At 66.9% G+C, this 23260-nt stretch carries 20 protein-coding genes, 2 pseudogenes and 1 riboswitch; of the genes and pseudogenes, 12 read left to right on the top strand and 10 right to left on the bottom strand.

Annotated features, from left to right (window positions below; all coding sequences use genetic code 11):
* Positions 1–6: 6 nt before the first annotated feature.
* The 6 genes and pseudogenes from J2X34_RS13315 to J2X34_RS13290 all read left to right on the top strand — a co-directional run.
* Positions 7–816, top strand: a complete 810-nt coding sequence (locus tag J2X34_RS13315; protein WP_114720926.1) for an SDR family oxidoreductase — start codon at positions 7–9, stop codon at positions 814–816.
* A gap of 19 nt (positions 817–835) precedes the next feature.
* The gene (locus J2X34_RS13310) at positions 836–1981 is read left to right on the top strand and encodes a phosphotransferase family protein (protein WP_114720923.1); all 1146 of its coding nucleotides are present in this window, start codon (positions 836–838) and stop codon (positions 1979–1981) included.
* Entirely contained in the window at positions 1978–3078 is a 1101-nt protein-coding gene (locus J2X34_RS13305; protein WP_429517703.1) for a DUF7064 domain-containing protein, read from the top strand. Before J2X34_RS13310 ends, J2X34_RS13305 begins: the two co-directional genes overlap by 4 nt.
* Positions 3079–3128: 50 nt before the next feature.
* Complete coding sequence (locus J2X34_RS13300) at positions 3129–4739, top strand: ABC transporter substrate-binding protein (RefSeq protein ID WP_429517701.1); 1611 nt, start codon at positions 3129–3131, stop codon at positions 4737–4739.
* A gap of 160 nt (positions 4740–4899) precedes the next feature.
* Positions 4900–5069: riboswitch (cobalamin riboswitch) on the top strand.
* A 164-nt stretch (positions 5070–5233) separates the two neighbouring features.
* Positions 5234–7495, top strand: a complete 2262-nt coding sequence (metE, locus tag J2X34_RS13295) for a 5-methyltetrahydropteroyltriglutamate--homocysteine S-methyltransferase (RefSeq protein WP_429517699.1) — start codon at positions 5234–5236, stop codon at positions 7493–7495.
* 21 nt (positions 7496–7516) lie between these two features.
* Positions 7517–7831 (top strand): annotated as a pseudogene (locus J2X34_RS13290) (siderophore-interacting protein); the annotation flags it as partial.
* 32 nt (positions 7832–7863) lie between these two features.
* On the opposite strand, the gene J2X34_RS13285 reads toward J2X34_RS13290, so the two are convergent.
* The gene (locus J2X34_RS13285; RefSeq protein ID WP_429517697.1) at positions 7864–8922 is read right to left on the bottom strand and encodes an NAD(P)-dependent oxidoreductase; all 1059 of its coding nucleotides are present in this window, start codon (positions 8920–8922) and stop codon (positions 7864–7866) included.
* Positions 8843–9208 carry an Rv2640c family ArsR-like transcriptional regulator gene (locus J2X34_RS13280; RefSeq protein ID WP_114720912.1) on the bottom strand — a complete coding sequence of 122 codons (366 nt, stop codon included), beginning with the start codon at positions 9206–9208 and terminating at the stop codon, positions 8843–8845. The genes J2X34_RS13285 and J2X34_RS13280 overlap by 80 nt, the downstream gene beginning before the upstream one ends.
* A gap of 94 nt (positions 9209–9302) precedes the next feature.
* Between J2X34_RS13280 and J2X34_RS13275 the strand changes: the two genes are divergently transcribed.
* Positions 9303–9770 (top strand): ArsI/CadI family heavy metal resistance metalloenzyme, encoded by a 468-nt coding sequence (locus J2X34_RS13275; protein ID WP_429517695.1) that lies wholly within the window; start codon positions 9303–9305, stop codon positions 9768–9770.
* 43 nt (positions 9771–9813) lie between these two features.
* Here J2X34_RS13275 and J2X34_RS13270 read toward each other — a convergent pair whose 3' ends face one another.
* The 4 genes from J2X34_RS13270 to J2X34_RS13255 form a co-directional block, all read right to left on the bottom strand.
* Entirely contained in the window at positions 9814–10869 is a 1056-nt protein-coding gene (locus tag J2X34_RS13270; protein ID WP_220181897.1) for an NAD(P)H-dependent flavin oxidoreductase, read from the bottom strand.
* A 159-nt stretch (positions 10870–11028) separates the two neighbouring features.
* The gene (locus J2X34_RS13265) at positions 11029–11433 is read right to left on the bottom strand and encodes an arsenate reductase ArsC (RefSeq protein ID WP_429517693.1); all 405 of its coding nucleotides are present in this window, start codon (positions 11431–11433) and stop codon (positions 11029–11031) included.
* Positions 11434–11436: 3 nt separating this feature from the next.
* Positions 11437–12531 (bottom strand): ACR3 family arsenite efflux transporter, encoded by a 1095-nt coding sequence (arsB, locus tag J2X34_RS13260; RefSeq protein WP_429517691.1) that lies wholly within the window; start codon positions 12529–12531, stop codon positions 11437–11439.
* Complete coding sequence (locus J2X34_RS13255; protein WP_114720905.1) at positions 12528–12899, bottom strand: ArsR/SmtB family transcription factor; 372 nt, start codon at positions 12897–12899, stop codon at positions 12528–12530. The genes arsB and J2X34_RS13255 overlap by 4 nt, the downstream gene beginning before the upstream one ends.
* A gap of 86 nt (positions 12900–12985) precedes the next feature.
* Here J2X34_RS13255 and J2X34_RS13250 point away from each other — a divergent pair.
* Positions 12986–13087 (top strand): annotated as a pseudogene (locus tag J2X34_RS13250) (methylisocitrate lyase); the annotation flags it as partial.
* On the top strand, positions 13084–14205 hold the full coding sequence (locus J2X34_RS13245; protein ID WP_429517688.1) for a bifunctional 2-methylcitrate synthase/citrate synthase: 1122 nt from the start codon (positions 13084–13086) through the stop codon (positions 14203–14205). The pseudogene J2X34_RS13250 and the gene J2X34_RS13245, both read left to right, overlap by 4 nt.
* Positions 14206–14282: 77 nt before the next feature.
* Here the strand turns inward: J2X34_RS13245 and J2X34_RS13240 are convergent, their stop codons facing one another.
* On the bottom strand, positions 14283–15731 hold the full coding sequence (locus J2X34_RS13240; protein ID WP_429517686.1) for an MFS transporter: 1449 nt from the start codon (positions 15729–15731) through the stop codon (positions 14283–14285).
* A 514-nt stretch (positions 15732–16245) separates the two neighbouring features.
* On the opposite strand from J2X34_RS13240, the gene J2X34_RS13235 reads away from it, so the two are divergent.
* On the top strand, positions 16246–17016 hold the full coding sequence (locus J2X34_RS13235; protein WP_114720897.1) for an IclR family transcriptional regulator: 771 nt from the start codon (positions 16246–16248) through the stop codon (positions 17014–17016).
* 43 nt (positions 17017–17059) lie between these two features.
* Here J2X34_RS13235 and J2X34_RS13230 read toward each other — a convergent pair whose 3' ends face one another.
* On the bottom strand, positions 17060–18571 hold the full coding sequence (locus J2X34_RS13230; protein WP_429517684.1) for a long-chain-fatty-acid--CoA ligase: 1512 nt from the start codon (positions 18569–18571) through the stop codon (positions 17060–17062).
* A gap of 152 nt (positions 18572–18723) precedes the next feature.
* Here J2X34_RS13230 and J2X34_RS13225 point away from each other — a divergent pair, with 152 nt between their 5' ends.
* Positions 18724–19350, top strand: a complete 627-nt coding sequence (locus tag J2X34_RS13225) for a TetR/AcrR family transcriptional regulator (protein ID WP_429517682.1) — start codon at positions 18724–18726, stop codon at positions 19348–19350.
* Positions 19347–20855, top strand: coding sequence for a carboxylesterase/lipase family protein (locus J2X34_RS13220; RefSeq protein WP_174908398.1), 1509 nt, complete (start codon positions 19347–19349; stop codon positions 20853–20855). The genes J2X34_RS13225 and J2X34_RS13220 overlap by 4 nt, the downstream gene beginning before the upstream one ends.
* A gap of 110 nt (positions 20856–20965) precedes the next feature.
* On the opposite strand, the gene J2X34_RS13215 is transcribed toward J2X34_RS13220, so the two are convergent.
* Together J2X34_RS13215 and J2X34_RS13210 are read right to left on the bottom strand one after the other, a co-directional pair.
* Complete coding sequence (locus J2X34_RS13215; protein WP_114720885.1) at positions 20966–21826, bottom strand: alpha/beta hydrolase family protein; 861 nt, start codon at positions 21824–21826, stop codon at positions 20966–20968.
* 32 nt (positions 21827–21858) lie between these two features.
* Positions 21859–23208: a spinster family MFS transporter gene (locus tag J2X34_RS13210; protein ID WP_114720883.1), complete on the bottom strand. Its 1350-nt coding sequence runs from the start codon at positions 23206–23208 to the stop codon at positions 21859–21861.
* Positions 23209–23260 lie beyond the last annotated feature (52 nt).

Genomic DNA, 23260 nt, shown 5'->3' with positions numbered 1-23260 from the left:
CCCAACGTGCACAGTCTCAACGGCAAGACCGTCGTCGTCACCGGCCACGCGTCGGGCATCGGGGCGGCGACGGCCGCCGCACTGACCGAACTCGGCGCTGTCGTGATCGGTGTCGACCGCGCCGCCGCCGATTCCGGGCCGCTCGTGGCCCGCACCGTCGTCGGCGACCTCTCCACCTCCGACGGCGTGCGCGCTGTCGCCGACGCCATCGACGGGCCGATCGATGTCCTGGTCAACAACGCCGGCGTCGCGGCGACCCAGCCGTGGCGGACGGTGCTGTCCGTCAACGCGCTCGCACCTCGTGACCTGACCCGCCTGTTGCTCCCCAAATTCGGTCCGCGGCCCGTCGTGGTCACCACCGCATCGCAGGCCGGCTTCCAGTGGCAGCGGAACTTCGCACGTGCCAACTCATTCCTCGCGATCGACGACTGGGACGAGGCCCTGGACTCGCTCGCCGATCTGCCCGGCATCGACCAACTCTGCTACTCGCTGTCCAAGGAAGCGGCCATCGTGAACTCGGGCAACCTGGCGGTGGACTACAAGACCCTCGGCCTGCGCTCCAACACCGTCTCCCCCGGCACGGTGGGAACGCCACTGCTGCCGGAGTTCACCGCGACGATGGGCGAGGCGGTCATCAACGGCGCGGCGGCCTGGGCCGGCAGGCACGCGGCCCCGGAGGAGATCGCCGACGCCATCGTCTATCTCGCGTCCGACGAGGCCTCCTGGATCAGTGGTGTCGACCTCCCGGTCGACGGCGGCTACGGGTCCCTCGTGTTCCGAACCCTCGTCGCACCCGCCACGAGCGCCGCGCAGTGACCCGGACAGAAGGGAAGCGATGACCACCCATCCGGCTCCGCCACGCGGAGTGAACACGACCGTCACCACCACCGCTACCGACGTCACCGGCCTGCAGCGCAGCCTCGAAGGCTGGATCCGGGACCGGCTCGCAACCCCGACCGCGCGGATCTCCGACCTGAGAAAGCCATCCGAGTCCGGGATGTCCAGCATCTCCGTGCTGTTCACCGTCGAGTGGGACCTGGACGGATCGCGTCAGCGCGCCGATCTCGTCGCGCGACTGGCGCCGGAGCCCACGGCACTTCCGGTGTTTCCCGGCTACGACCTCGAGCGTCAGGCCGCGGTGATGCGGACCGTCGCGGACCACAGCACGGTGCCCGTGCCACGGGTCAGATGGATCGAATCGTCGCCCGCCGTCCTGGGGCGGCCGTTCGTGGTGATGGATCGCGTCGACGGCGTGGTCCCGGTCGACAACCCGCCGTACGTCTTCGGCGGTTGGCTGCACGAGGCCACGACGGCGCAGTTGGACGTCGTGCAGCACGGCTCGGTCGACGTACTGGCCGGCATTCATTCCATTCCCGATCCCCGTTCCCTGCTGCCGGAACTCGGTGTCGGTACAGCCGACGACGCGCTGCGTCGGCACGTCGACGGCGAACGCGCGTACTACGAATGGACGCGGCAGGACGACGGACTGCGTATCCCGCTGTTGGAGAGAGGTTTCGACTGGCTGGAGGAGAACTGGCCCAGCAGTCCGTCCGAGCCGGTGCTGTGCTGGGGCGACTCCCGGATCGGGAACATCATGTACCGCGACTTCGCACCCGCGGCTGTCCTCGACTGGGAACTGGCCACGCTGGCCCCACGCGAACTGGACGTCGGCTGGTTCGTCTTCTTCCACCGGATGTACCAGGACATGGCCGAGCAGTTCGGCCGGCCGGGGCTACCGGGCTTCCTGCAACGCGCGGACGTGGTTGCCCACTACGAGAATACGACCGGAGTCGAGCTACGCGACCTCGACTTCTACCTCGGGTACGCGGCGATCCGCCACGGCATCATCATGTCCCGGATCAAACGGCGGTCCATCCACTTCGGCGACAGCCCTGCGCCCGACGACCCCGACGAATACGTCCTGCACCATCGAATGCTCCGACGGTTGATCGAAAACGAATACTCTTGGGAGACAATGTGAACCCCGATCCGCTCGACGAATACCCCATCCATCAGTCGCCGCTGTCCATGGCGCGGGTCGCCAGCAGCGACCGGAACTTCTACGACCGCTTCTACTTCAACGGTCACGACCGCACCGGAGACATCTTCCTCGTGTCCGGCTTCGGCGTGTACCCCAATCTGGGTGTCCGCGACGCGTTCGTCACCGTCCGCCGCGGTGACACCCAGAGGTCGGTCCGGTTCTCCGACGCGCTGGACGCCCGCTCGATCGAAGCCGAGGTCGGCGGGTACCGCCTCGAGGTCGTCAAACCCCTGCAGACCGTCCGCCTGATCTGTGACCACGCGAATCTGTCGGCCGACCTCGTCTGGGAGGGCGCCTTCCCCGCGGTGCTCGAGGAGCATCACGAGCTCATGGCGGGCAACCGGCCGTCGCTCGACGCCAGCCGCTTCGCTCAGGTCGGAAGCTGGGCCGGCACCATCAGCGTGGACGGCACGGACCTCACCGTGGATCCCTCGGTGTGGACGGGCACCCGCGACCGCTCCTGGGGCATCCGGCCGGTGGGCGAACGCGAACCGCTCGGCCGAATGGCCGACGAGCCGGTCGGTGGATTCTGGTGGGCGTACGTTCCGTTGCGATTCGACGACTACGCGCTGATGATCATCGCGCAGGAGGGACCGGACGGACACCGGACGCTCAACCACGCCACCAGAATCTTCCCCGACGGTCGAATCGAGCAGTTGGGCTGGCCGCGATTCGAGATCACCTACCGCAGCGGAACCCGCACCCCCGAATCGATTCGCATTCATCTCACCACGCCGACCGGCGATCCCCTCGTGGTCGACATCGACCCGCTCGGATTCGTCGTCCTGCAGATCGGCTCCGGGTACGGCAGTGATCCCGAGTGGAATCACGGGCAGTGGAAGGGCCGCAGCTGGAGCTCCTCCTCGCTGTACGACCTGACCGATCCCGCACTCGCGCCCCGGATTCCGCACGGCACCGTCGAACACATCGCCCGCGCCACCTGCAACGGCGACGTGGGTTGGGGCATGTTCGAGCACGGTGTCGCCGGCCGCCACGACCCGTCCGGATTCCTCACCGCCCAGACCATGGCGCCGTAGCACGCTCACGGTCCCCGGTCCTCTCAGCTTCGAAACGGAAGAAGGTTCGAATGAAACGATCGTCTCTCGCCCGCGCCGGAACGATGTTCACGGCACTCGCCACCGCCACCGTGCTACTGGCCGGGTGTGCCGGCGAGTCAGGTTCGTCGACCGACGCCTCCGACGTGAGGACCGGGATCGTGGGAGAGCAGCCGGACGGCGGCGATCCGCAGTCCGGCGGCACGGTCTCGTACGCCACCTACAACGGTGTGAGCAGTCTCGATCCGGCCGACCGCCAGGACGGCGGCGCCACCGGTGGCAGCGAGATGGCGGCGATCTACGACCTGTTGATGCGCTACGACTCCGAAAGCAAGGAGTATCAGCCACAACTCGCGCAGTCGCTGACCGCGAACGCCGACAACACGGTGTGGACGTTGAAGCTCCGGCCCGACGCGAAGTTCAGTGACGGAACCCCGGTCGATGCCGCGGCGGTGCAGTGGAGCATCAACCACTACCTGGAGAAGAGGGGCACGCACAGCCAGGTGTGGAAGGCGAGTGTCGCCGACGTCGCCTCGCCCGATCCGGCGACGGTGGTGTTCACGCTCAAGCAGGCGTGGAACGAGTTCCCGATCATGTTCACCACCGGGCCCGGCATGATCGTTTCGCCGGCCTCGACGGCGACCGGCACCTTCACTCCGGTCGGTGCCGGCCCGTTCCAAGTCGAGAAGTTCGCCTCCCAGGACGAACTGGTCCTGACCGCGAACCCGACCTACTGGAACGGCAAGCCGCACCTGGACAAGCTGCGCTTCCCCGCCATCGTCAATGAGCAGGCCAAGGTCGACGCCCTGCACACCGGTGGCATCCAGGCGGCCTACCTGCGAGCGGCCGACGTCGTGCACGGCGCCCTCGAAGCGGGCGACCCCGGATACGTCTACACCGCCAACATGGGTGGCATCGGTCTGATCAATCAGCGCGAGGGTCGAGCAGGCTCGGACGAGCGGGTTCGCAAGGCGATCGTGGCCTCGTTCAACCCCGAGTCCTACAACGAACGCTACGAGGGCGGCTTCGGGTTGCCCAGCAGCGACATGTTCCAGTCGGGGTCCAAGTGGCACGGCGACGTGGCCGGCCCCGCCTACGACCCGGAAGCGGCGAAGAAGTACCTCGCGGAGGCCAAGGCCGACGGATACGACGGCAAGCTCACCTACGTCGGGCTCAACGATCCGGCGGCCCAGCGCGGCGCCCTGGCCTTCCAGTCGATGCTGCAGGCGGTCGGATTCACCGTCGAGATCGTCTGGGCGACCAACATCAACGATCTCGTGAAGAAGACGTTCGTGCAGTACGACTACGACGTCTCGTACTCGGGGTTCAACGTTCTCGACGAGTCGCCGTTCGTGCGTCTGTACGGCAATCTCTTCAGCGAATCACCCTCGAATGCCCTCGGGTACAAGAACCCGCAGATGGACGCGCTGCTCGGCAAGCTGCAGACCGCCCCGACGGACGAGGCCCGGCTCGGGGTCGTCCAGGAGATCCAGACCCTCGTGAACGACACGGCACCGATGGTCGTCACCGGCGCCGGCAAGTACTTCATCCCGTGGAGCAAGAACGTCCACGGGATCACGCCCAGCGCCGACGGCATCCTGCTCTTCGGAGACGCCTGGCTCACCGAGGATTCGGAGTCGTAGGGCGGCGCGACAAGCGAACATTCCGTCCCCGATCGGGCGGGCCTGTCACCGGGCCCGCCCGATCGGTGTGTTTCGAGGGCTTATGCTGGGCGGTGCAGCTGGTTCGCCAGGCGCGGTCGTGAGGAGCCCCGAAGACCACCGCCCGGCGTCGAAGCATCCGCGGTCACGAGACCACGGGGGTGAGAGGGAACCCGGTGAGAATCCGGGACTGTCCCGCAGCGGTGAGTGGGAACGACCGCCGTCACATGCACTGGACCGAGAAGGTCTGGGAAGCGACGGCCAGTAGGTTTCGGCGCTGTCCGAAGTGTCCACGAGTCCGAAGACCTGCCGACTGTGTCGGGCACGCCGTGCCCGACGGTCCACCGCCTCGAGGAAAAGGCGAGTAGATCAGCTCGGTACTTCGTGCTGCCCCGTTGGCGGACGCACACCAGGGGCTCGGTCTGTTCTCGTCTGCCGGTGGTGGCCATCCACGCTGTGAGCAACTGGAGAACACCGTGACATTCGCTTTCACCGCAACCGTGCTGGGCTCCCCGCGCATCGGGCCCCGGCGCGAACTGAAGAAGGCCGTCGAGTCCTACTGGGCCGGGAACCTCGACGCCGCCGCACTCGAGACCGTGGCGAAGGATCTGCGCCGGCAGACCTGGACCGAACTGGTCGACGCCGGCATCGACTCCGTGCCGGTCAACGTCTTCTCGTACTACGACCAGATGCTGGACACCGCCGTCATGCTCGGCGCGCTGCCGGAGCGGGTCGCCGGGATCGACAACGCACTGGACCGCTACTTCGCCGCCGCCCGCGGCAACGCGACCGTGACGCCGCTCGAGATGACGAAGTGGTTCGACACCAACTACCACTATCTGGTCCCCGAGATCACCCCGGACACCGTCTTCACGCTCGACCCGTCGAAGGTGCTCGGCGAGGTGAACGAGGCACTGGCGCTGGGTGTTCCGGTCCGACCCGTCGTGATCGGACCGGTCACGTTCCTGCTGCTGTCCAAGTTCGAGGGCGGAGCTCCGCTGGATCGCCTCGACGAGATCGTGGCGCTGTACGCCGATCTGCTGGCGCGTCTCGAGGACGCGGGCGTCGAGTGGGTGCAGATCGACGAGCCGGCCCTGGTCGCGGACCGCACCGACGCCGAGATCGCCGCGGTCGGCGCGGTGTACAACCGCCTGTCGGCGCTCGATCGCCGTCCGGCGATCCTGCTGGCGTCGTACTTCGGCGACCTGGGTCCGGCGCTGCCGGTACTCGCCGAGACCGGTGTCGAGGGGCTGGCCGTGGACCTGGTCGCGGGCTCGCTCGATTCCGTGATCGCGACCCCGGGCCTCGAGCGCAAGCACGTCGTCGCCGGTGTGGTCGACGGCCGCAACATCTGGCGCAATGATCTCGACGGTTCGCTCGACGCCCTCGAGGCCCTGCGCGAGCGCGCCGGTTCGGTGGCCGTCTCCACGTCGTGCTCGCTGCTCCACGTCCCGTACACCCTCGACGGCGAGGACGGCCTGGATCGCGCGCTGCGGTCGTGGCTGACCTTCGGTGCCGAGAAGATCAAGGAGGTCGCCACACTGGCTACCGGCGTGCAGTCGGGCCGCGACGCCATCACCGCCGAGCTGACCGACGCCCGCGCAGCGGCGGCCACCCGCGCCGCCGACCCGCGTCTGCACGACGACGCGATCCGCGACCGGCTCGCCACACTGACCGACGCGGACCGTCGTCGCAGCCCGGCCGCCGAGCGTCGTGCGGCCCAGTCCGCGATGCTGCCGCTACCCCCGCTGCCCACCACCACGATCGGCTCGTACCCGCAGACCACCGCCATCCGGGTCGCCCGCGCGGCGCTGCGCAAGGGCGAGATCGACGACGCCGAGTACGTGCGGCGGATGCAGTCCGAGATCGCCGATGTGGTTGCGTTGCAGGAGAAGCTGGGCCTGGACGTGCTCGTGCACGGCGAGCCCGAGCGCAACGACATGGTGCAGTACTTCGCCGAACAGCTCGACGGCTTCTCCGCGACCGTGAACGGGTGGGTGCAGTCGTACGGCAGCCGCTGCGTGCGTCCGCCGATCCTGTTCGGCGACGTCCGCCGTCCGCGGCCGATGACCGTCGACTGGACGTCGTACGCACAGTCCCTCACCGCAAAGCCGGTCAAGGGCATGCTCACCGGCCCGGTGACGATCCTGGCGTGGTCGTTCGTGCGCGACGACCAGCCGCTTGCGAGATCGGCCGATCAGATCGCGCTCGCGATTCGGGACGAGACGGTCGACCTCGAGAAGTCGGGTGCACAGGTCATCCAGGTCGACGAGCCGGCGCTGCGCGAACTGCTGCCGCTGCGCGCGGTGGACCAGCCCGCCTACCTGGACTGGGCGGTCGGGGCGTTCCGGCTGGCGACGTCGGGCATCGAGGACTCGACGTCCGTGCACACCCACCTGTGCTACTCCGAGTTCGGCGAGGTGATCGGGGCGATCGCCGGCCTGGATGCCGACGTCACCTCGATCGAGGCCGCTCGCTCGCACATGGAGGTGCTCGACGACCTCAACGCGGTCGGCTTCGACCTCGGTGTCGGGCCAGGGGTCTACGACATCCACTCGCCGCGCGTCCCGTCGGTCGACGAGATCGCCGGATCGCTACGGGCCGCGCTCAAGGCGGTGCCCTCCGAGCGCCTGTGGGTCAATCCGGACTGCGGCCTCAAGACCCGCGGACCCGTCGAGGTGGAGGCGTCGCTGCGCAACCTCGTCGAGGCGGCGCACGTGGTGCGCGCCGCGATCTAGGTAGCTCCGGGCGCACCCCCGATCCGACGGGGGTGCGCCCGGACACCCAGTTACGGCAGGCTCACCTTCGGCGGCACAGACCTCCACCGCTTCAGCTCGGTCTCCCCCGAGCAGCAGGTCAAGTTGTTCTTCTCCCGCACCGACAGCGAGCCCGAGGTGCCGCCGCGACCCTCGGACGGCGACATCATGACCTGGCACCGCGCGTATCTCGCGATGCCCGACGACATCCGTCCGTGGATGCGCGCCTACACGATTCGCGCGCATCGCCCGGACGTGCAGGAAGTCGACATCGACTTCGTGCTCCACGGCGACGAGGGGCCGGCGTCGGCATGGGCGGGCAGGCCGCGGCCGTCGGCTGAGCGACCGCCTCAGTCGTTCGTCAAACCGGCCCGGCGCCGGGTGGACTCGGTGATCGCGGACCAGTCCTGGTCGGCCTGCCCGTGCGCGAGCGCGTCGAGGAACACATTCTCGAGCGCGCTGCCGAACAGCAGGCCGATCCGGGCATCGTGCGCCTCCGACAGCGCCAGTCGAACATCCTTGAGGCCCAGCGTGAGCCGGAAACCGGCGGGCTCGTAGTTGCGCTGCGCGATCATCTTCCCGTAACCGCCGTAGACGCCGCCCGGGAAGAGGCTGTCGTTCATGACCTCCATCAACAGCTCGGGTGAACCGCCCACCTTCTCCGCCACCGTCGTCGCCTCGGCCATCGCCTGGATCGCGTTGGCGATCAGATAGTTTCCGAGGATCTTGACGACGTTGGCCTGCTTCGGATCGTCACCGATCCGCCACGTCCGACGCCCGATCACCGCGAGCAGCGGGGCCACCTCGTCCACCGCGGTGGGATCACCGGCGGCGAGCACCGTGAGCTCTCCCGCCTCGGCGACCTCCGCCCGGCCGAACACCGGCGCGGCGACGTAGCGGATCCCCCTCTCCCCCAATGCCGATACCGCCTCCGTCGACATCCCCGGGCTCACGGTCGCCAGGTTGACGTGCACCGACCCGGGCTGCGCGGCCTGCAGCGACGGCGCCGACAGCACCGCGTCCGCGAACGCCCGGTCGTCGGCGAGTGAGCTGAACACCACCGGCTGGTGGAGCGCATCCGACACCGCCGACACCTCGGTGGCTCCGTAGTCGACCACACCCGCAGCCCTACCGGGAGTGCGATTCCACACCTTCACCGCATGTCCGGCGCGGGCGAGATTGCGCGCCATCGGTTGCCCCATCGTGCCCATGCCCAGAAATCCGACGTCCACGGCAGACTCCTCGCGATCGAGAAACGCGGTAACACGGCTCGGTCCACTGTAACGCGCGCTGCAGCGCCGAGGCTCCCCGATCGCGCGCACCCCGCGGTCAGGGCCGAACGCAGCAGTTCGGGTCCAGCACCACTCGCAGCGCGTCGAGCGCCTCGGCCTGTGCACGGTAGAAGACATTCATGCCGCGGCGGGTGCGCTCGACCATCCCGGCCTTCTTGAGCTGGCCGAGGTGATGACTGACGGTCGACTCCGCCAGGCCGACACCGGTGGCCAGGTCGCACGTACACACCTCGCCGCCGTCCGCGGTGAGCAGGATCGACATGAGCTTGATCCGGACCGGGTCGGCGAGAGCCTTCAGCCGCAGTGCGAGTTGCAGCGCCGCCTCGTCGCCCATCGGGCCCGCCGAGACGGGAGCGCAGCAGATCGGGGCACTGACATCGACCATCGGCAGCGTCTTGGGCATGACAACGATCGTAACCACTTACTTGACTTATGTCGAAAAGGTGGGCACTCTCGAAGTCGGTAATTCGATATATGTCGCATAAGTGGAGGCTGTCATGTCACGCGCCCAGCTCGCTCTCAACGTCGACGACCTGCAGGAGGCGATCACGTTCTACTCCAAGCTGTTCGGCACCGAGCCCGCGAAGGTCAAGCCCGGCTACGCGAACTTCGCGATCGCCGAACCCCCTCTCAAGCTGGTACTGCTCGAAAATCCGGGCAAGGGCGGCACCCTCAACCACCTGGGCGTCGAGGTCGAGTCCAGCACCAAGGTTCACGAGGAGATCGCCCGACTGACCGGCGAGGGCCTGTTCACCGACGAGGAGATCGGCACCACCTGCTGTTTCGCCACGCAAGACAAGGTGTGGGTCACCGGCCCGGCGGGCGAGAAGTGGGAGGTCTACACGGTCCTCGCCGACTCGGACACCTTCGGCTCGAGCCCGCAGCATCCGTCCAGCACTGACAGCGGGGCGTGCTGCGGCACCTCTGCCGACGAGGCGCCGGCTGGCGAATCCTCCTGTTGCTGAACACGTATCGGACCGGATCGCATCACCGCCGGTTTCCCTGGACCTAGCGGACCTTCTCGAGTTCGTCGAGGCATCGCTCGGCTCGGCTCACGATCTCGTCGATCAACTCGGCCACACTCGGAAGATCGTCGATCATTCCGACCACTTGACCGGAGGCGAGGACGCCCGCGCGAGCGTTGCCCTCGACTAGTCCTGCCCGCAACAGCATCGGACTGTTCGCCGACATCATCAGCTGGGACAGGGTGCGATCACCGGATCGCACCATGGTGAGGCCTTCGGCGATCATCGATCGCCACGAGATGCCGGTCAGCTTCCGGAACCTGACGGTGTTTACGGCCGCGTGCGCCAACGTGCGGACGCCCCGGGTGCGTTCCAGTGCATCGACGAGTTCGGTGCGCAACACCCGGTGCGGGATCCCGTCGACCTTCGTCGTGACGACGGTGTCATTCAGCCCACGGGCCAGATACTCCCGTTTCACGGACTCCGGGACGGTGCTCTCCTTCGTCAGCAGGAATCGCGTCCCCATCGCGATACCCGAAGCACCGCAGGCCAACGCGGACGCGAGACCGCGGCCGTCGAAGAAGCCTCCCGAAGCAATCACCGGTATGTCCACGGCATCCAGCACCGAGGGCAACAGAAGGCTGGTGGCGACACCACCTGTGTGGCCACCACCCTCGCCGCCCTGCACGATCACCGCATCTGCACCCCAACGCGCCACCTTCTCGGCGTGGCGCGCGGCGCCGACGGACGGAATCACCACCACGCCGGCCTCTTTGAACCGAGCGATCATCTCCTCGCGCGGGGCCAACGCGAACGACGCGACCCGCACGCCCTCGCGGATGATCAGGTCGACCCGCTTCTGTGCATCCTCGGCGTCGGCGCGCAGATTGACACCGAACGGAGCATCGGTGCGCGCCTTGACATCCCGGATCGCCGTGGCCAGTTCGTCGTAGGTCATCGTCGCCGACGCGAGAATGCCGAGCCCGCCGGCCCGAGCGGTCGCGGTGACCAGTCGGGATCCGGACACCCACCCCATGCCGGTCTGCACGACCGGATGCTCGACGCCGACCAGTTCGGTGATCCTCGTCTTCAGTGTCACGACCGCGCCCCCTCAGCCACCCGAACGCGCGCGTCCGACCCGATCACGACTGCACGGACAAGCGTGAGCATCCCATCCCCCTCGATCTCCCAAAGCAAGCACTTGCTTGGTAAGGTAGCAGAGGTTTGGTTGCGCACCGGGATCAATGGACGACTTGGGCTATTCCGGAAGCAGTTCGGCGATCAGCGCCTCGACCCGGGCCCGAATCTCGTCGCGGATCGGACGCACCGCGTCCACGCCCTGCCCGGCCGGGTCGTCGAGCGTCCAGTCGCGGTAGCTGACACCGGGGAACACCGGGCAGGTGTCGCCGCACCCCATCGTGATCACGACGTCGGAGGACTCGACGGCGTCGGGCGTGAGAATCTTCGGGCTCTGCCGCGAGATGTCGATGCCGACCTCGGCCATCGCCTGGACGGCAGCGGGATTGACCGACTCGGCTGGAGCCGAGCCCGCCGACCGCACCTCGATCCTGTCCCCCGCCAGGTAGACGAGGAACGCTGCGGCCATCTGTGATCTTCCGGCGTTGTGGACGCAGACGAACAACACACTCGGGGTCGTGGACACGAATCAGGACTCCTTCCGGGCTGCTGCGGGCACGTGCCCCGCGAAACGTGTGCGGAGCGCGAGGGACACGTAGACGAGGCCGACCAGCACGGGCACCTCGATCAGAGGCCCCACGACACCGGCCAGCGCCTGACCGGACGACGCCCCGTACGTCGCGATGGCCACGGCGATGGCGAGCTCGAAGTTGTTGCCGGCAGCGGTGAACGCGAGCGTGGTGGTGCGCTCGTAGCCGAGACCCATCGCGGCACCGAGGGCGTAGCCGCCGCCCCACATGATCGCGAAGTACGCCAGCAGCGGCAGCGCGATCCGCACGACGTCCAGGGGCCGGGAGGTGATCTGGTCGCCCTGCAGCGCGAACAGGATCACGATGGTGAACAGCAGACCGTAGAGGGCCCACGGGCCGATCTTCGGCAGGAACGTCGACTCGTACCAGTCGCGGCCCTTCGTCTTCTCCCCGAAGTGGCGGGTGAGGAACCCGGCGAGCAGCGGGATGCCGAGGAAGATGAGCACCGATTTCGCGATCTGCCACGGCGAGGTGTCGATCGTGGTCTGCTCGAGTCCCAGCCAGCCGGGCAGGACCGAGAGGTAGAACCAGCCCAGGACGGCGAACATGAGCACCTGGAACACCGAGTTGATCGCGACCAGGACGGCGGCGGCCTCGCGGTCACCGCAGGCGAGGTCGTTCCAGATGATGACCATTGCGATGCACCGGGCGAGTCCGACGATGATCAGGCCCGTCCGGTACTCGGGCAGGTCGGGCAGCAGCAGCCAGGCGAGGGCGAACATCAGCGCCGGCCCGACGACCCAGTTGAGGACCAGCGAGCCGATAAGCATCTTGCGGTCGCCGGTCACGGTGTCGAGGCGGTCGTAGCGCACCTTCGCGAGCACCGGGTACATCATGATCAGCAGGCCGAGCGCGATCGGCAGCGAGATCCCGTCGAGTTCGACGGCGCTCAGCGCGTCGCCGAGCCCGGGGATCATCCGGCCCAGCAGCAGGCCGACGACCATCGCGACGCCGATCCACACCGGCAGGAAACGATCCAGGGTCGAGAGCCTGCCGACCACGGCGGGCTGCGGGACGCTGGAAGCCCCGCTCACGCCGTGACCTCCGCACAAGCCCGCGACGGCCCACCCTGCGCCACGAGTACCTCCGACAGCTGCCGCAGCGCAGCGGGAATCACCCAGTAGTACACCCACGTTCCGCGGCGTTCGCAATCGAGCAGCCCCGCCTCGCGCAGCACCTTGAGATGGTGCGAGATGGTCGGCTGCGACAGGTCGAACGTATCGGAGATGTCGCACACGCATGCCTCGCCGCCGGCGTGACTGGCCACCAGGCTCAGCAACCGCAGCCGCACCGGGTCACCGAGCGCCTTGAACATACGGGCCAGGTCACCGGCCCGGTCCTCGGTCAGTGGCGTGCGCGCGAGCGGCGAACAGCATGCGTCGCCCGGATCTTGATTCGACATCCTTCAATATTGACAGATATCGAATCAGAGATTCAACCGGTCAGCGCCTGAAGTGGGGGTGGTCACGACGCCGGCGGGTACGGCAGCAGATGCAGACCCGCTCCCGGCTGTACGAACTGCTCGAGTACGAGCGCTACAACGAGTTCGATTCCGGAGTCTTCAACTTCACGCTCGGAGGGAACCAATGACGAATGCAGTCCCGACGATCCGCAAAGGCCTGGCCGGCGTCGTCGTCGACACCACCGCGATCTCCAAGGTCGTACCCGAGACCAACTCGCTGACCTACCGCGGTTACGCGGTCCAGGATCTCGCCGCGAACTGCAGCTTCGAGCAGGTCGCGTACCTCCTGTGGAAGGGCGAACTGCCCTCGGACGCCCAGCTCGAGCTGTTCTGCCAGCGTGAGCGGGCGGCCCGCCGCGCCGACCGGTCGCTGCTCTCGCTCGTGGCGAAGATGCCGGACAACTGCCATCCGATGGATGTGGTCCGCACGGCGATCAGCTTCCTCGACGCGGAAGACCCGCAGGAGTGGGACAACTCGCCGAAGGCCAACCGCGAGAAGGCGCTTCGCATGATGGCGGTGCTGCCGACGATCGTCGCGGCCGATCACCGTCGCCGGCACGGCCTGGATCCGATCGCCCCGCACAGCCACCTCGGGTTCGCCGAGAACTTCCTGGGCATGTGCTTCGGTGAGATCCCGGAGCCGGAGATCGTGAAGGCGTTCGAGGTCTCGCTGATCCTGTACGCGGAGCACAGCTTCAACGCGTCGACCTTCGCCGCCCGCGTGGTCACCTCGACTCTGTCGGACATCTACAGCGCCGTCACCGCCGCGATCGGCACCCTCAAGGGCCCGCTGCACGGCGGTGCCAACGAGGCGGTCATGCACGACATGATCGAGATCGGTGAGCCCGAGCGCGCCGAGGCCTGGATGAGGGACAAGCTGGCCCGCAAGGAAAAGGTCATGGGCTTCGGGCACCGCGTCTACAAGAACGGCGACTCGCGCGTCCCGACGATGCGTCAGGCATTCTTCGATGTCGCCACGAAGACCGATGGCGAGAAGTGGGTCCAGATGTACGAGATCCTCGAGCGCACCATGAACGAGGCCACCGGACTCGAGCCCAATCTCGACTTCCCCACCGGGCCCGCCTACTACCTGATGGGCTTCGACATCGAGGTCTTCACCCCCGTCTTCGTGATGAGCCGCATCACCGGATGGACCGCGCACATCATCGAGCAGGGCGAGTCCAACGCCCTGATCCGACCGCTCAGCGAATACACCGGCGTGCCACAGCGCTCGGTGGTGGCCTGACCGTCGCAGCACGAGAATCGGCTCGGGGCCTGGACCGCAGTTGCGGTCCAGGCCCCGAGCCGTCCAAGCGTGTGGGACTACAGGTCCTGGCCGCGCCGTCCGACGGTGATGCCGAAGGCCAGAATTGCACCGAGCAGGGCCGCGCCGGCGGCGACCATGAAGCCGACGAAGAAGCCGTCCGAGCTGTACACCGGGCCGGCGGGACCGACGGTGATCACATGCTGGGCCAGCAGGGCGAAGCCCACCGACGACAGCATTCCGCCGAACATCGACTGGGACAGTCCGGTGAAGTTGGCACCGATCGCGCGCTGGTCGGCCGGCAGGGCCATCATCACCAGATTCGGGATGGCGGCGTAGATCATCGAGCCGAAGCCGATCAGGCCGTAGCCGAACACGACCTGCCAGGCCTGGTCCGGGGTGGTGGCGAGCAGGGCCGCGCCCAGGGCGATGAGAACCGATCCGCCGATGAGGTGCTGACGGAAGCCGATTCGCTTCGAGGTGGCGCCGACGAACACGCCGCCGAGGACGATCAGGATGCCACCGGGCAGCATCCACAGCGCCATGTCGGTGACCGACAGACCGAATCCGTAGTCCGCCGCCTCCTTGGGCGTCTGCAGCAGCATCGGGATCAGCGTCGCTGTGAGCGTCGTTGCGCCGTAGGCGATACCACCCGCGAGCAGCGTGATGCCGACCTTGCGGCTGGCCAGAACATCGATGCTGATGAGCGGCTCGGGGCAGCGACGCTCCCAGACCACCCATGCGACCGCGAAGATGACGGTGACGGCAAGCGTGCCGAGCGTCTTGCCGCTCAGCCAGCCCCAGCCGGCACCCAGCGACAGCGCCAGCATGACGGTGAACAGGGCGACCGTCAGCAGGAACGCGCCGAGCCAGTCGACCGAAACCTTTGCGCGCAGCGGAGTTTCCGGGACGAAGAACAGAGTCAGGAGGCCGCCGACGGCGCACAGAGCGAAGGAGAACCAGAAGACCGAGGACACGTCGGTGCGATCGAGCATGAAGCCCGAGATCAGCGGGGCGACGACGGTGACGACACCGACGCCGGTGTTCGCGATGCTGATGGACATCGCCTGCAGGCGGGCCGGGAAGATGTCACGGATCAGCGAGTAGCCGAGCGCGGTGAAGGCGAAGCCGACACCGGACAGGAAGCGGCCGACCAGCAGGATCGGGAAGGTCGGCGCGATGGCCGAGATGAGCGCACCGAGGCTCGCGATCGCCGCGGTCACCACGAGAATGCGCTTCTTGCCGTAGACGTCGGCCAGCTTGCCCAGGATCGGGGACGCGATAGCGGCGGCGAGAACGAGTGCAGTCATGACCCAGACGACCTGCGTCGTCGAGTACTTCACGGCAATCTTCGGCAGTGCGGGGGTGAAGAGGGCGAAGGCCAGTGCCGCCTGCTCGGTAAGCAGGACGAGGATCAGCAGAACGCGGATCCAGTACCCGGTCGAGCCGCCGGGATCACCGGCACCCCGCACGGGGGCTTCGTCGCCCTTTGAGACGGTGACTGACATTTCCTACCTACATTCCAGTCGTGTGCCCAACAGTGACCGCAAGCACGTTAGGAGGTGAGACGCGACTCACCTCCATCGTTTCCCGGTGAGCGGAAAAGTGTTCCGAATCGAAAGACGCACCCCCACCTCGCCGGGCGCCGATCGATGCCGCGCGCCGCCACCCGACCGGAAACTTCCTGCCCGCAAGTGTTTTTCGGGAATCCTGCAGGCGTGTTCCGCTGGGCCGAATCCGCTTGCACGAATCCACGACTGACGCCAGGTAACGCGCACCACACGGACTCGGTTCGCTAGTCGCGGATCCGCGCAGACTCGCCCGGGAAACGTTCACCGCACCGATCCCGAACCCGGCCGACACCCCGAGGGCCCGCGACCGTCCGGCCCAGCCGTCACCCCCTCCGAAACGAGTTCTCGCCGGCGCTGGAGCGACGCGGCGCACGCTGATACAGTCTCACCACTTAATTGAACGCTTGCTCAATCAGATCGGAACGACGCATCAATGGAGGTTCGAAGGGTCATGACGACGGCAGATGCAAGCTCCCCGATCGCAGTCATCGACCGCGTCGCGTTCCTACTGGACGCGTTCAGGGAAGCGGAACGACTGACGCTCTCGGAGCTGTCGCGTCGCACCGGGTTCCCCAGGTCCTCGACACATCGCATGCTCCTCCAGCTCGTTCGGATCGGGTGGATCCGTCGCCACGGGCATGCATACGAACTCGGCATGAAGATGCTCGAACTCGGCTCGCTGGCACAGCACCACGACCGCGTACACCAGGCAGCACTGCCCGTGCTGCACGAACTGCACAACGCCACCGGCCTCGTCGTCCACCTCGCGGTACTCGACGGATCCGACGCGCTCTACCTCGAGAAGATCGGCGGGCGATTCACGCTCTCGGTCCCCTCCCGCGTCGGCGGACGCCAGCCCGCGTACCGCACCGCGATCGGCAAGGCACTGCTCGCGAACTCGCGCGTGGATGCCGAAACCATTCTTCCCGAGTCGATTTCGGGGCCCACACAGAACTCGATCAGCGATCCGGCGCGCCTGCGGATCGAACTCGCCCGCATCCGGGAGCAGAGCATCGCGCACGATCGCGACGAGACGACCATCGGAGTCTCCTGTGTCGCAGCAGCTATCGGAGACGGTAAGAACGCGGTCGGTGCGATCTCGGTGTGCGGACCGACCAAGGGCATGAACAGCTCGGCACTCGTCGCACCGGTGCGGATGGCCGCGCTCGCGACATGGCGGCACATGACCAGCAGCCGCACGCTGCGACCCATCCCCGCCTGACCGACCACCCTCAGTTGTCATTCGCCCGCCGGCGAGGGTGATTTCACGCCGAGACAGCAGCGACGACGCTGTCGGGAATGACGATCGCGCGTTTGAGAATCTTCCCGGTGGCGCCCTTGGACAGTTCATCGACCAGCCAGATGTGGCGCGGATACTTGTAGGGGGCGACGCGCTCGCGGACGAAGGTCCGCAGTTCCTCGGGCGTAGTTCGCGAGCCGGGCCGAAGTACGACGGCAGCACCGACCTCTTCGCCCAGGGCGTGTGCGGGAATGCCCATGACGGCAGCCATTTCGACGTCGGGGTGTTCGTAGAGGACTTCTTCGATTTCGCGTGGATAGATGTTGAATCCGCCGCGGATGATCAGGTCCTTCTTCCGGTCCATGATCCAGTAATAGCCGTCGGAGTCGACCCGGCCGAGGTCGCCTGTCCGGAACCAGCCGTCCGAGAGCACTGCTGCGGTGGCGGCGGGCTGACGCCAGTAGCCCTTCATCACGTTGTGGCCGTGCACCGCGATTTCTCCGACCTCCCCAACGCCCAGTTCACGCCCGTCGTCGCCGAGCACACACATGCTGATGCCGGCGATCGGCGTACCGATACTGCCTGCTTTGCGCAGCGCATCCGGATGGCTGAAGCACGCCACCGGCGAGGTCTCCGACAGCCCCCAGCCTTCGAGGATCACCGTGTCGAACTGCTCCTCGAAGGCGTGCAGTGTCTCCACCGGCAGCGCCGCGCCGCCGGACACGCAGACCCGTAGCGCGCTCAGGTCGTAGTCGCCACGATCGGGATGCGCGAGCAGCGCGGCGTACATGGTCGGCACGGCGGCGAAGACGGTGACGCGGTCCCGGGTCAGGACCTGCAGTGCATCGGTGGCGTCGAAACGGGGCAGAAGAGTGAGGCATGCGCCGTGAGCGATGGCCGAGGTCAGGGTTACGGTCTGCCCGAACGCGTGGAACAACGGCAAGCCTCCGAACACGACATCGTCCTCGGTCAGCTGCAGCAGGCTGGTACTCGTGACCTCTTGATTGCGCATGAGGTTGCGATGGGAGAGCTCAGCGCCTTTCGGCTTGCCGGTGGTGCCCGAGGTGTAGAGGATGACCGCGGTGTCCGACGGATCTCGGAGCGCAACGGCGCACTGATGCTCCTGCACCGGCGACCGGTTCACGAATGAATCCGGATGCACCGTCAGGCATTCGACGTCAGCGAGTGCCGCACCGGGGATCGATTCGGCGGCGTCGTGCCAGGCGAGCAACAGCGCTGCGGTGCTGTCGGCGAGTTGGTGGGCGACTTCGCGGGGTTTGAGCAGCGGATTCATCGGTACCACGATCGCGCCGGATCGCAGGATCGCGTAATAGGCGATCGCGAACATCGGAACATTCGGCACCATCATCGCGACGCGCTCGCCCGACCGAACCCCGCGCTCGCGCAGTTCGAGCGCCAGTGCGGCGCTGGCTGTCTCCAATTCGGCGTAGGTGAGTTGCTGCTCGCCGCAGATCACCGCGATCCGGTCTGGATGCCGTCGGGCCGAGTCCGTCAGCGTGGTTGCCAGATTCGTCACTTAATCTCCCTGCCGATCGATCGGTTGTCGCTGAGAATCGCCTAACTATCGATCCATCTCGCGTACGATGTCAACCGATCGATCGGTAGGCAACCGGTCGGAGCAGAACGAAGGAGTCCGAGGTGGATATGTCAGTGTGGAAACCGCGGCGGGTGGCATCAGTGCCCGTGGAACTACCCGAGGGCGTCGCGTCTGCCGGAACGCGGGGGACGATACTTCGAGCCGCGCTGGCACTCTTCGCCGAATCCGGATACAGCGCGGTATCCATCCGCAAGATCGCCAACCAGGTCGGGATCACCTCGGCGAGCCTGTACGCGCACTACCGATCCAAGGAACAGATCCTGGCGGAGTTGGTGCTGATCGGGCACCGCGAGCTGCACGCACGGCTGACGAACGCACTCGCTGCCGCCGAGCCCACAGCGGTGGCCCAGCTGTCGGCGCTGGTACGCGCGCATGTGCTGCTGCACACCGATTTCCCCCTGCTGGCCGTGGTGACGAACTCAGAGCTACACGCGCTACCGGAGGAAGTGGCCGCGCCCGCTTTGGAATTGCGGTCATCGTGCAGCCGACTGCTGGTCGATGCGCTCGAAATCGGCGTCGCCGAAGGCGTCTTCCGAATCGAGAACCTCCAACTGGGTGCGATAGCCATCGGCGGGATGGCCATGCAGGTAGCTCAGTGGTTCGGGCCGGACGAGCCGTTCACCCCGGACGAGGTGGCCGACAATTATGTGCGTTACGCCCTGCGCATCGCCGGAGCGGACGAAGGAGCAGTGCGATGACACGCGCCGCGCAGAGTGCTGTCGTCACCACCACCGACGGAGCGGTACGCGGCCGGACGGATCCGACCACGGGTGTGGTCTCCTTCAAGGGAATTCCCTACGCAGCTGCACCGGTCGGTGCACGCCGGTTCGCTCCACCCCAGCTATGTCCCAGGTGGGACGGAGTGCGAGACGCGAGCGAGTACGGACCCACCGCACCGGCCTCCCCCTATGCACCTCCCTATGATGCGCTGATTTCCGAAGTGTTCATCCCGGGCGAGGACTACCTGAACCTCAATGTGTGGACACCGGATCCGAACGGCACGGCGCCGGTGATGGTATGGATCCACGGTGGTGCGTTCACCAACGGCTCCGGTTCGACCACCGCCTACGACGGCACCGCATTCGCCCGCGACGGTGTCGTGCTGGTGACCATCAACTACCGGCTCGGCGTCGACGGGTTCGGACAGCTACGCGGGCAGGTCACGAATCTCGGCCTGCGCGACCAGATCGCGGCGTTGCGCTGGGTTCGCGACAATATCGCAGCGTTCGGCGGCGACCCCACGGCTGTGACGGTATTCGGCGAATCCGCCGGCGCCATGAGCATCGGAGCGCTACTCGCCTCCCCACCAGCCGAAGGCTTGTTCCAGCGCGCAATCCTGCAGAGTGGCGCGGCCCACCACACGATACGGCCCGAGACCGCCGAGCGGATCTCGGAAGAACTGGCTTCCCTGCTGGGGATTTCGCCAACCCAGGAAGCCCTCGCCGCTGTGCCCGCGGACCGGGTGCTGGCCGCCCAGCAACAGTTGCGGGCCGCGGTGTCAGCCGACCCGAATCCGCAACGGTGGGGTGAGGTGACGCGAAACCTCATGCCGTTCGAGCCCGTGGTGGACGGCGAAGTGCTCCCGGTAACGCCGCCCGAAGCGATAGCGGACGGCGCGGGCGGCGACGTCGACGTGCTGATCGGATGCAACACCGAGGAGTTCCGCTACTTCCTGGTTCCGGTCGGCGCGATCGACGCGGTCACAGCCGAGCTGACGCATGGCGCGGTTGCCGCGTACGGGCTCGACCCCGATGTCGCACTGCCGGTTTACCGAGAAGCCGATCCGAATGCAGGTCCCGGAGACCTACTCGCGGCCGTCGGCACCGACTGGTTCTACCGGATACCCGCCATCCGGCTGGCAGAGGCACATGCCGACAACGGCCGGGGACGCACCTACGCCTACGAATTCGCTTGGCAACCACCGACCTTCGATGGCCGACTGGGCGCTTGCCATACCGCCGAGATCCCGTTCGTCTTCGACAACCTCGGCCTCGAGGGGTTCGAGAACGTGGTGGGAGCACGCCCGCCGCAGGATTTGGCCGACACCATGCACGCCGCGTGGATCGCATTCGCGACACACGGTGATCCCGGCTGGGCGCCTTACACCGTTCGTGACCGAGCAACTATGCGCTTCGATACCGTCTCCGCCGTGCAGACGGATCCGCATGCACAGCGACGGCAATTGTGGAGCGGCATCCGGTGACCACGGCTGCCTGATCGAAGCGGATGTCACCCCGCCGAAGGCCATGCCTTCGACGGGGTGACATCCGCCATGCGCAGCGCACACAGTGCCTCCAGCGCGGGACTCGACCGTCAGCCCGGGATCTGCCGGGCCAGATCGTTGCGGTCGAAGTCCGAGAACTGCTGGGTGTCAGTGCAGTACCCGCAGCTCGCTCCGAAGAACTCGGTGCGGGCGTTCGGATCGTCGAGTAGCCAGTACCGCAGCCACGCCGTGCTCGGTCCGCGCATATCGCCGCCGGTGATCGATGTGCCGAAGTGCGTAGCGTCGCGCAGTTCCAGATACTCGGCGGGCACGTGGTCGGCGTCCTCGTACATCGCCCGCACCACTGCCGGCCAGACGATTGCGTCGGCCTCACCTGCGAGATAGAGAACGGGCTCGTCGATGAGGTCGACATCGTTGAGCGGGCCCGGCTGGATCGCGACGGCGGTGTCGACGCGGTCGTCGATCGCGGCATTGATCGCCGCCGAACCGCCCTGTGAATGCCCTACCGCACCAATGTGTTCCAGGTCGACCTTGCCGAAGAAGACACTCGATGGGTTGGCTGCCTTGCCTGCGATGAGGTCAATTCCCGACCGCATGGTGACGGCGAAGTTGCTCGCCGGGGTATTGGCGGCGACCACGATGAATCCGTGGCTGGCGTAGTGGCGCAACAACGAGGCGTACGCACCGGGGAGCACGCCGGTCCCGTTCCCCCAAATCACCACGGGGTGCTTCTCGCCGCGTGCGCCGAGCTCACCCGGGTAGTACAGAGTATGTACCAGCCCGATCGAGACGTTCGGCGTGTACGGCCCTGCACCCGCCCAGTCGTGCCCGACGCTCGGGATGCCGGGCGCCTCGGCGGCAGCCGTTCCGGCCGGGCCCGTGAGCCCGAGTGTCGCGCACAGCGCAACCGTCGCTGCAGCATTCGCAAACAGTTTGAGGGATTCTCGCATGAAGGTCTACCTTTCGAATTTGATCGGCACGGTCAGTCGGCGAGACTGGACCGCATACGAATTGAGTCCACATCCACCCGACGGGTAGCGAGGTAGATGAAACCCGCGGTCAGTGCGAGCATCAACGGCACCAGGTAGAGCGCGGAGTTGAGACCCTGGCCTGCGAACTGCGCGACGCCCTGCACGCCGGCGCTGTGTGCCGCACGTTCGGCGAACCAGTCGGAGATGCCGCCGACCACAACCGGTCCGGCAAATCCTCCGAGTAGGTACATCGCGGCGAAGAACAACGCGGTTGCGGTGGCACGTAGCTGCGGAACGACAACGTCGTGAATCGCGGGATACACGCTGATGTAGAAGCCGTAGGCGAGCAGCCAGCCGAGCGAGAACAGCAGGGCGAACAGGAATACGCTGCCGCCGTTCTGCATCAGCGCCAACGCGGTGAGCGGCGCCGCGACGGCGCTGGCGACGACGCCGATCATCAGCCGGGACCGCGGAGAGGTGGCCGAGGCCCGGTCGGCGTAGCGAGCCCCGAGCAGCAGGCCGAACAACCCGGTGAGCCCGACGATGACGCCGGTGACGACGGCCGCGGACGTCAGTTTCAGTTCGTACTGTCGCATCAGGAGCGGGACTGTGAAGGAGTTGACCGCATAGGCCGCGAAGTTGAAGGTCAGGCCGGCGAGGATCAGCCAGCGCAGGGTCGGGATCGACAGCAGGAGGCGGATCGGACGCCGAATCGCGCCTGATTCGGTGATCGAGACCTGCTCAGCACCACCGCGTTCGGGATCGCGCATCCGAAGCATCACGAGCGCGAGGATGACGCCCGGGACCGCGGCGACGAAGAACGGTGCCCGCCACGAGTCGAAGGCCTCGGCGATCCTGCCGACCGTGAAGTAGGCGAGCATCAGCCCCATCGGGAGTCCCAGCATGAAGATACCGACGGCACGAGAACGCCTATCGGCCTGATAGAGGTCGCCGATCATCGAGTTCGCGGCTGGGGTGAAGGCGGCCTCTCCGACACCGACGCCGAGTCGGACGAGGACAAAGAGCATGTAGTTGCCAGCGGCCCCGGTGGCTGCGGTCAGACCACTCCACACAAGCAGTCCGACACCGATGATCCCCGGGCGGTTTCCGCGGTCGGCAAGGCGCCCGAGTGGCAGTCCCGCGATCGCGTACACAACGGTGAAGGCTGACGTGATCAGGCCCAACTGCAAGTCACTGAGGGCGAATTCGTGCTTGATCGGCTCGGCGACGACCGAAGGGATCGACCGGTCGAAGAAGTTGAGGAGGTTGGCGAGGAACAGGGCGACCAGCGCCCCGCTGAGTATTGTGGTGCGGCCGGTGTCCGGGGCAGGGGCGCCCGTCACGGTTCGAGGCAGCGACATGGGAGTCCTCAGTGTCGAAGGGGAAGGGTGGCGTGTAGGCCGAAAGGGCGGA

Origin of the sequence: Rhodococcus sp. BE178 (assembly GCF_050433545.1) — a bacterium.
Classification (GTDB): Bacteria; Actinomycetota; Actinomycetes; order Mycobacteriales; family Mycobacteriaceae; genus Prescottella.
The sequence above is the reverse complement of the archived record's forward strand: the minus strand, read 5'-3'. Positions and strand labels throughout refer to the sequence as shown.

Excerpts from the sequence above, each read along its gene's own strand:
- J2X34_RS13245 (WP_429517688.1), top strand. The coding sequence starts at position 13,084 with ATGACGAATGCAGTCCCGACGATCCGCAAAGGCCTGGCCGGCGTCGTC.
- J2X34_RS13210 (WP_114720883.1), bottom strand. The coding sequence starts at position 23,208 with ATGTCGCTGCCTCGAACCGTGACGGGCGCCCCTGCCCCGGACACCGGC.
- J2X34_RS13310 (WP_114720923.1), top strand. The coding sequence starts at position 836 with ATGACCACCCATCCGGCTCCGCCACGCGGAGTGAACACGACCGTCACC.
- J2X34_RS13220 (WP_174908398.1), top strand. The coding sequence starts at position 19,347 with ATGACACGCGCCGCGCAGAGTGCTGTCGTCACCACCACCGACGGAGCG.
- J2X34_RS13275 (WP_429517695.1), top strand. The coding sequence starts at position 9,303 with ATGTCACGCGCCCAGCTCGCTCTCAACGTCGACGACCTGCAGGAGGCG.
- J2X34_RS13280 (WP_114720912.1), bottom strand. The coding sequence starts at position 9,208 with ATGCCCAAGACGCTGCCGATGGTCGATGTCAGTGCCCCGATCTGCTGC.
- J2X34_RS13285 (WP_429517697.1), bottom strand. The coding sequence starts at position 8,922 with ATGTCTTCTACCGTGCACAGGCCGAGGCGCTCGACGCGCTGCGAGTGG.
- J2X34_RS13215 (WP_114720885.1), bottom strand. The coding sequence starts at position 21,826 with ATGCGAGAATCCCTCAAACTGTTTGCGAATGCTGCAGCGACGGTTGCG.
- J2X34_RS13240 (WP_429517686.1), bottom strand. The coding sequence starts at position 15,731 with ATGTCAGTCACCGTCTCAAAGGGCGACGAAGCCCCCGTGCGGGGTGCC.
- J2X34_RS13300 (WP_429517701.1), top strand. The coding sequence starts at position 3,129 with ATGAAACGATCGTCTCTCGCCCGCGCCGGAACGATGTTCACGGCACTC.
- J2X34_RS13235 (WP_114720897.1), top strand. The coding sequence starts at position 16,246 with ATGACGACGGCAGATGCAAGCTCCCCGATCGCAGTCATCGACCGCGTC.
- J2X34_RS13255 (WP_114720905.1), bottom strand. The coding sequence starts at position 12,899 with ATGTCGAATCAAGATCCGGGCGACGCATGCTGTTCGCCGCTCGCGCGC.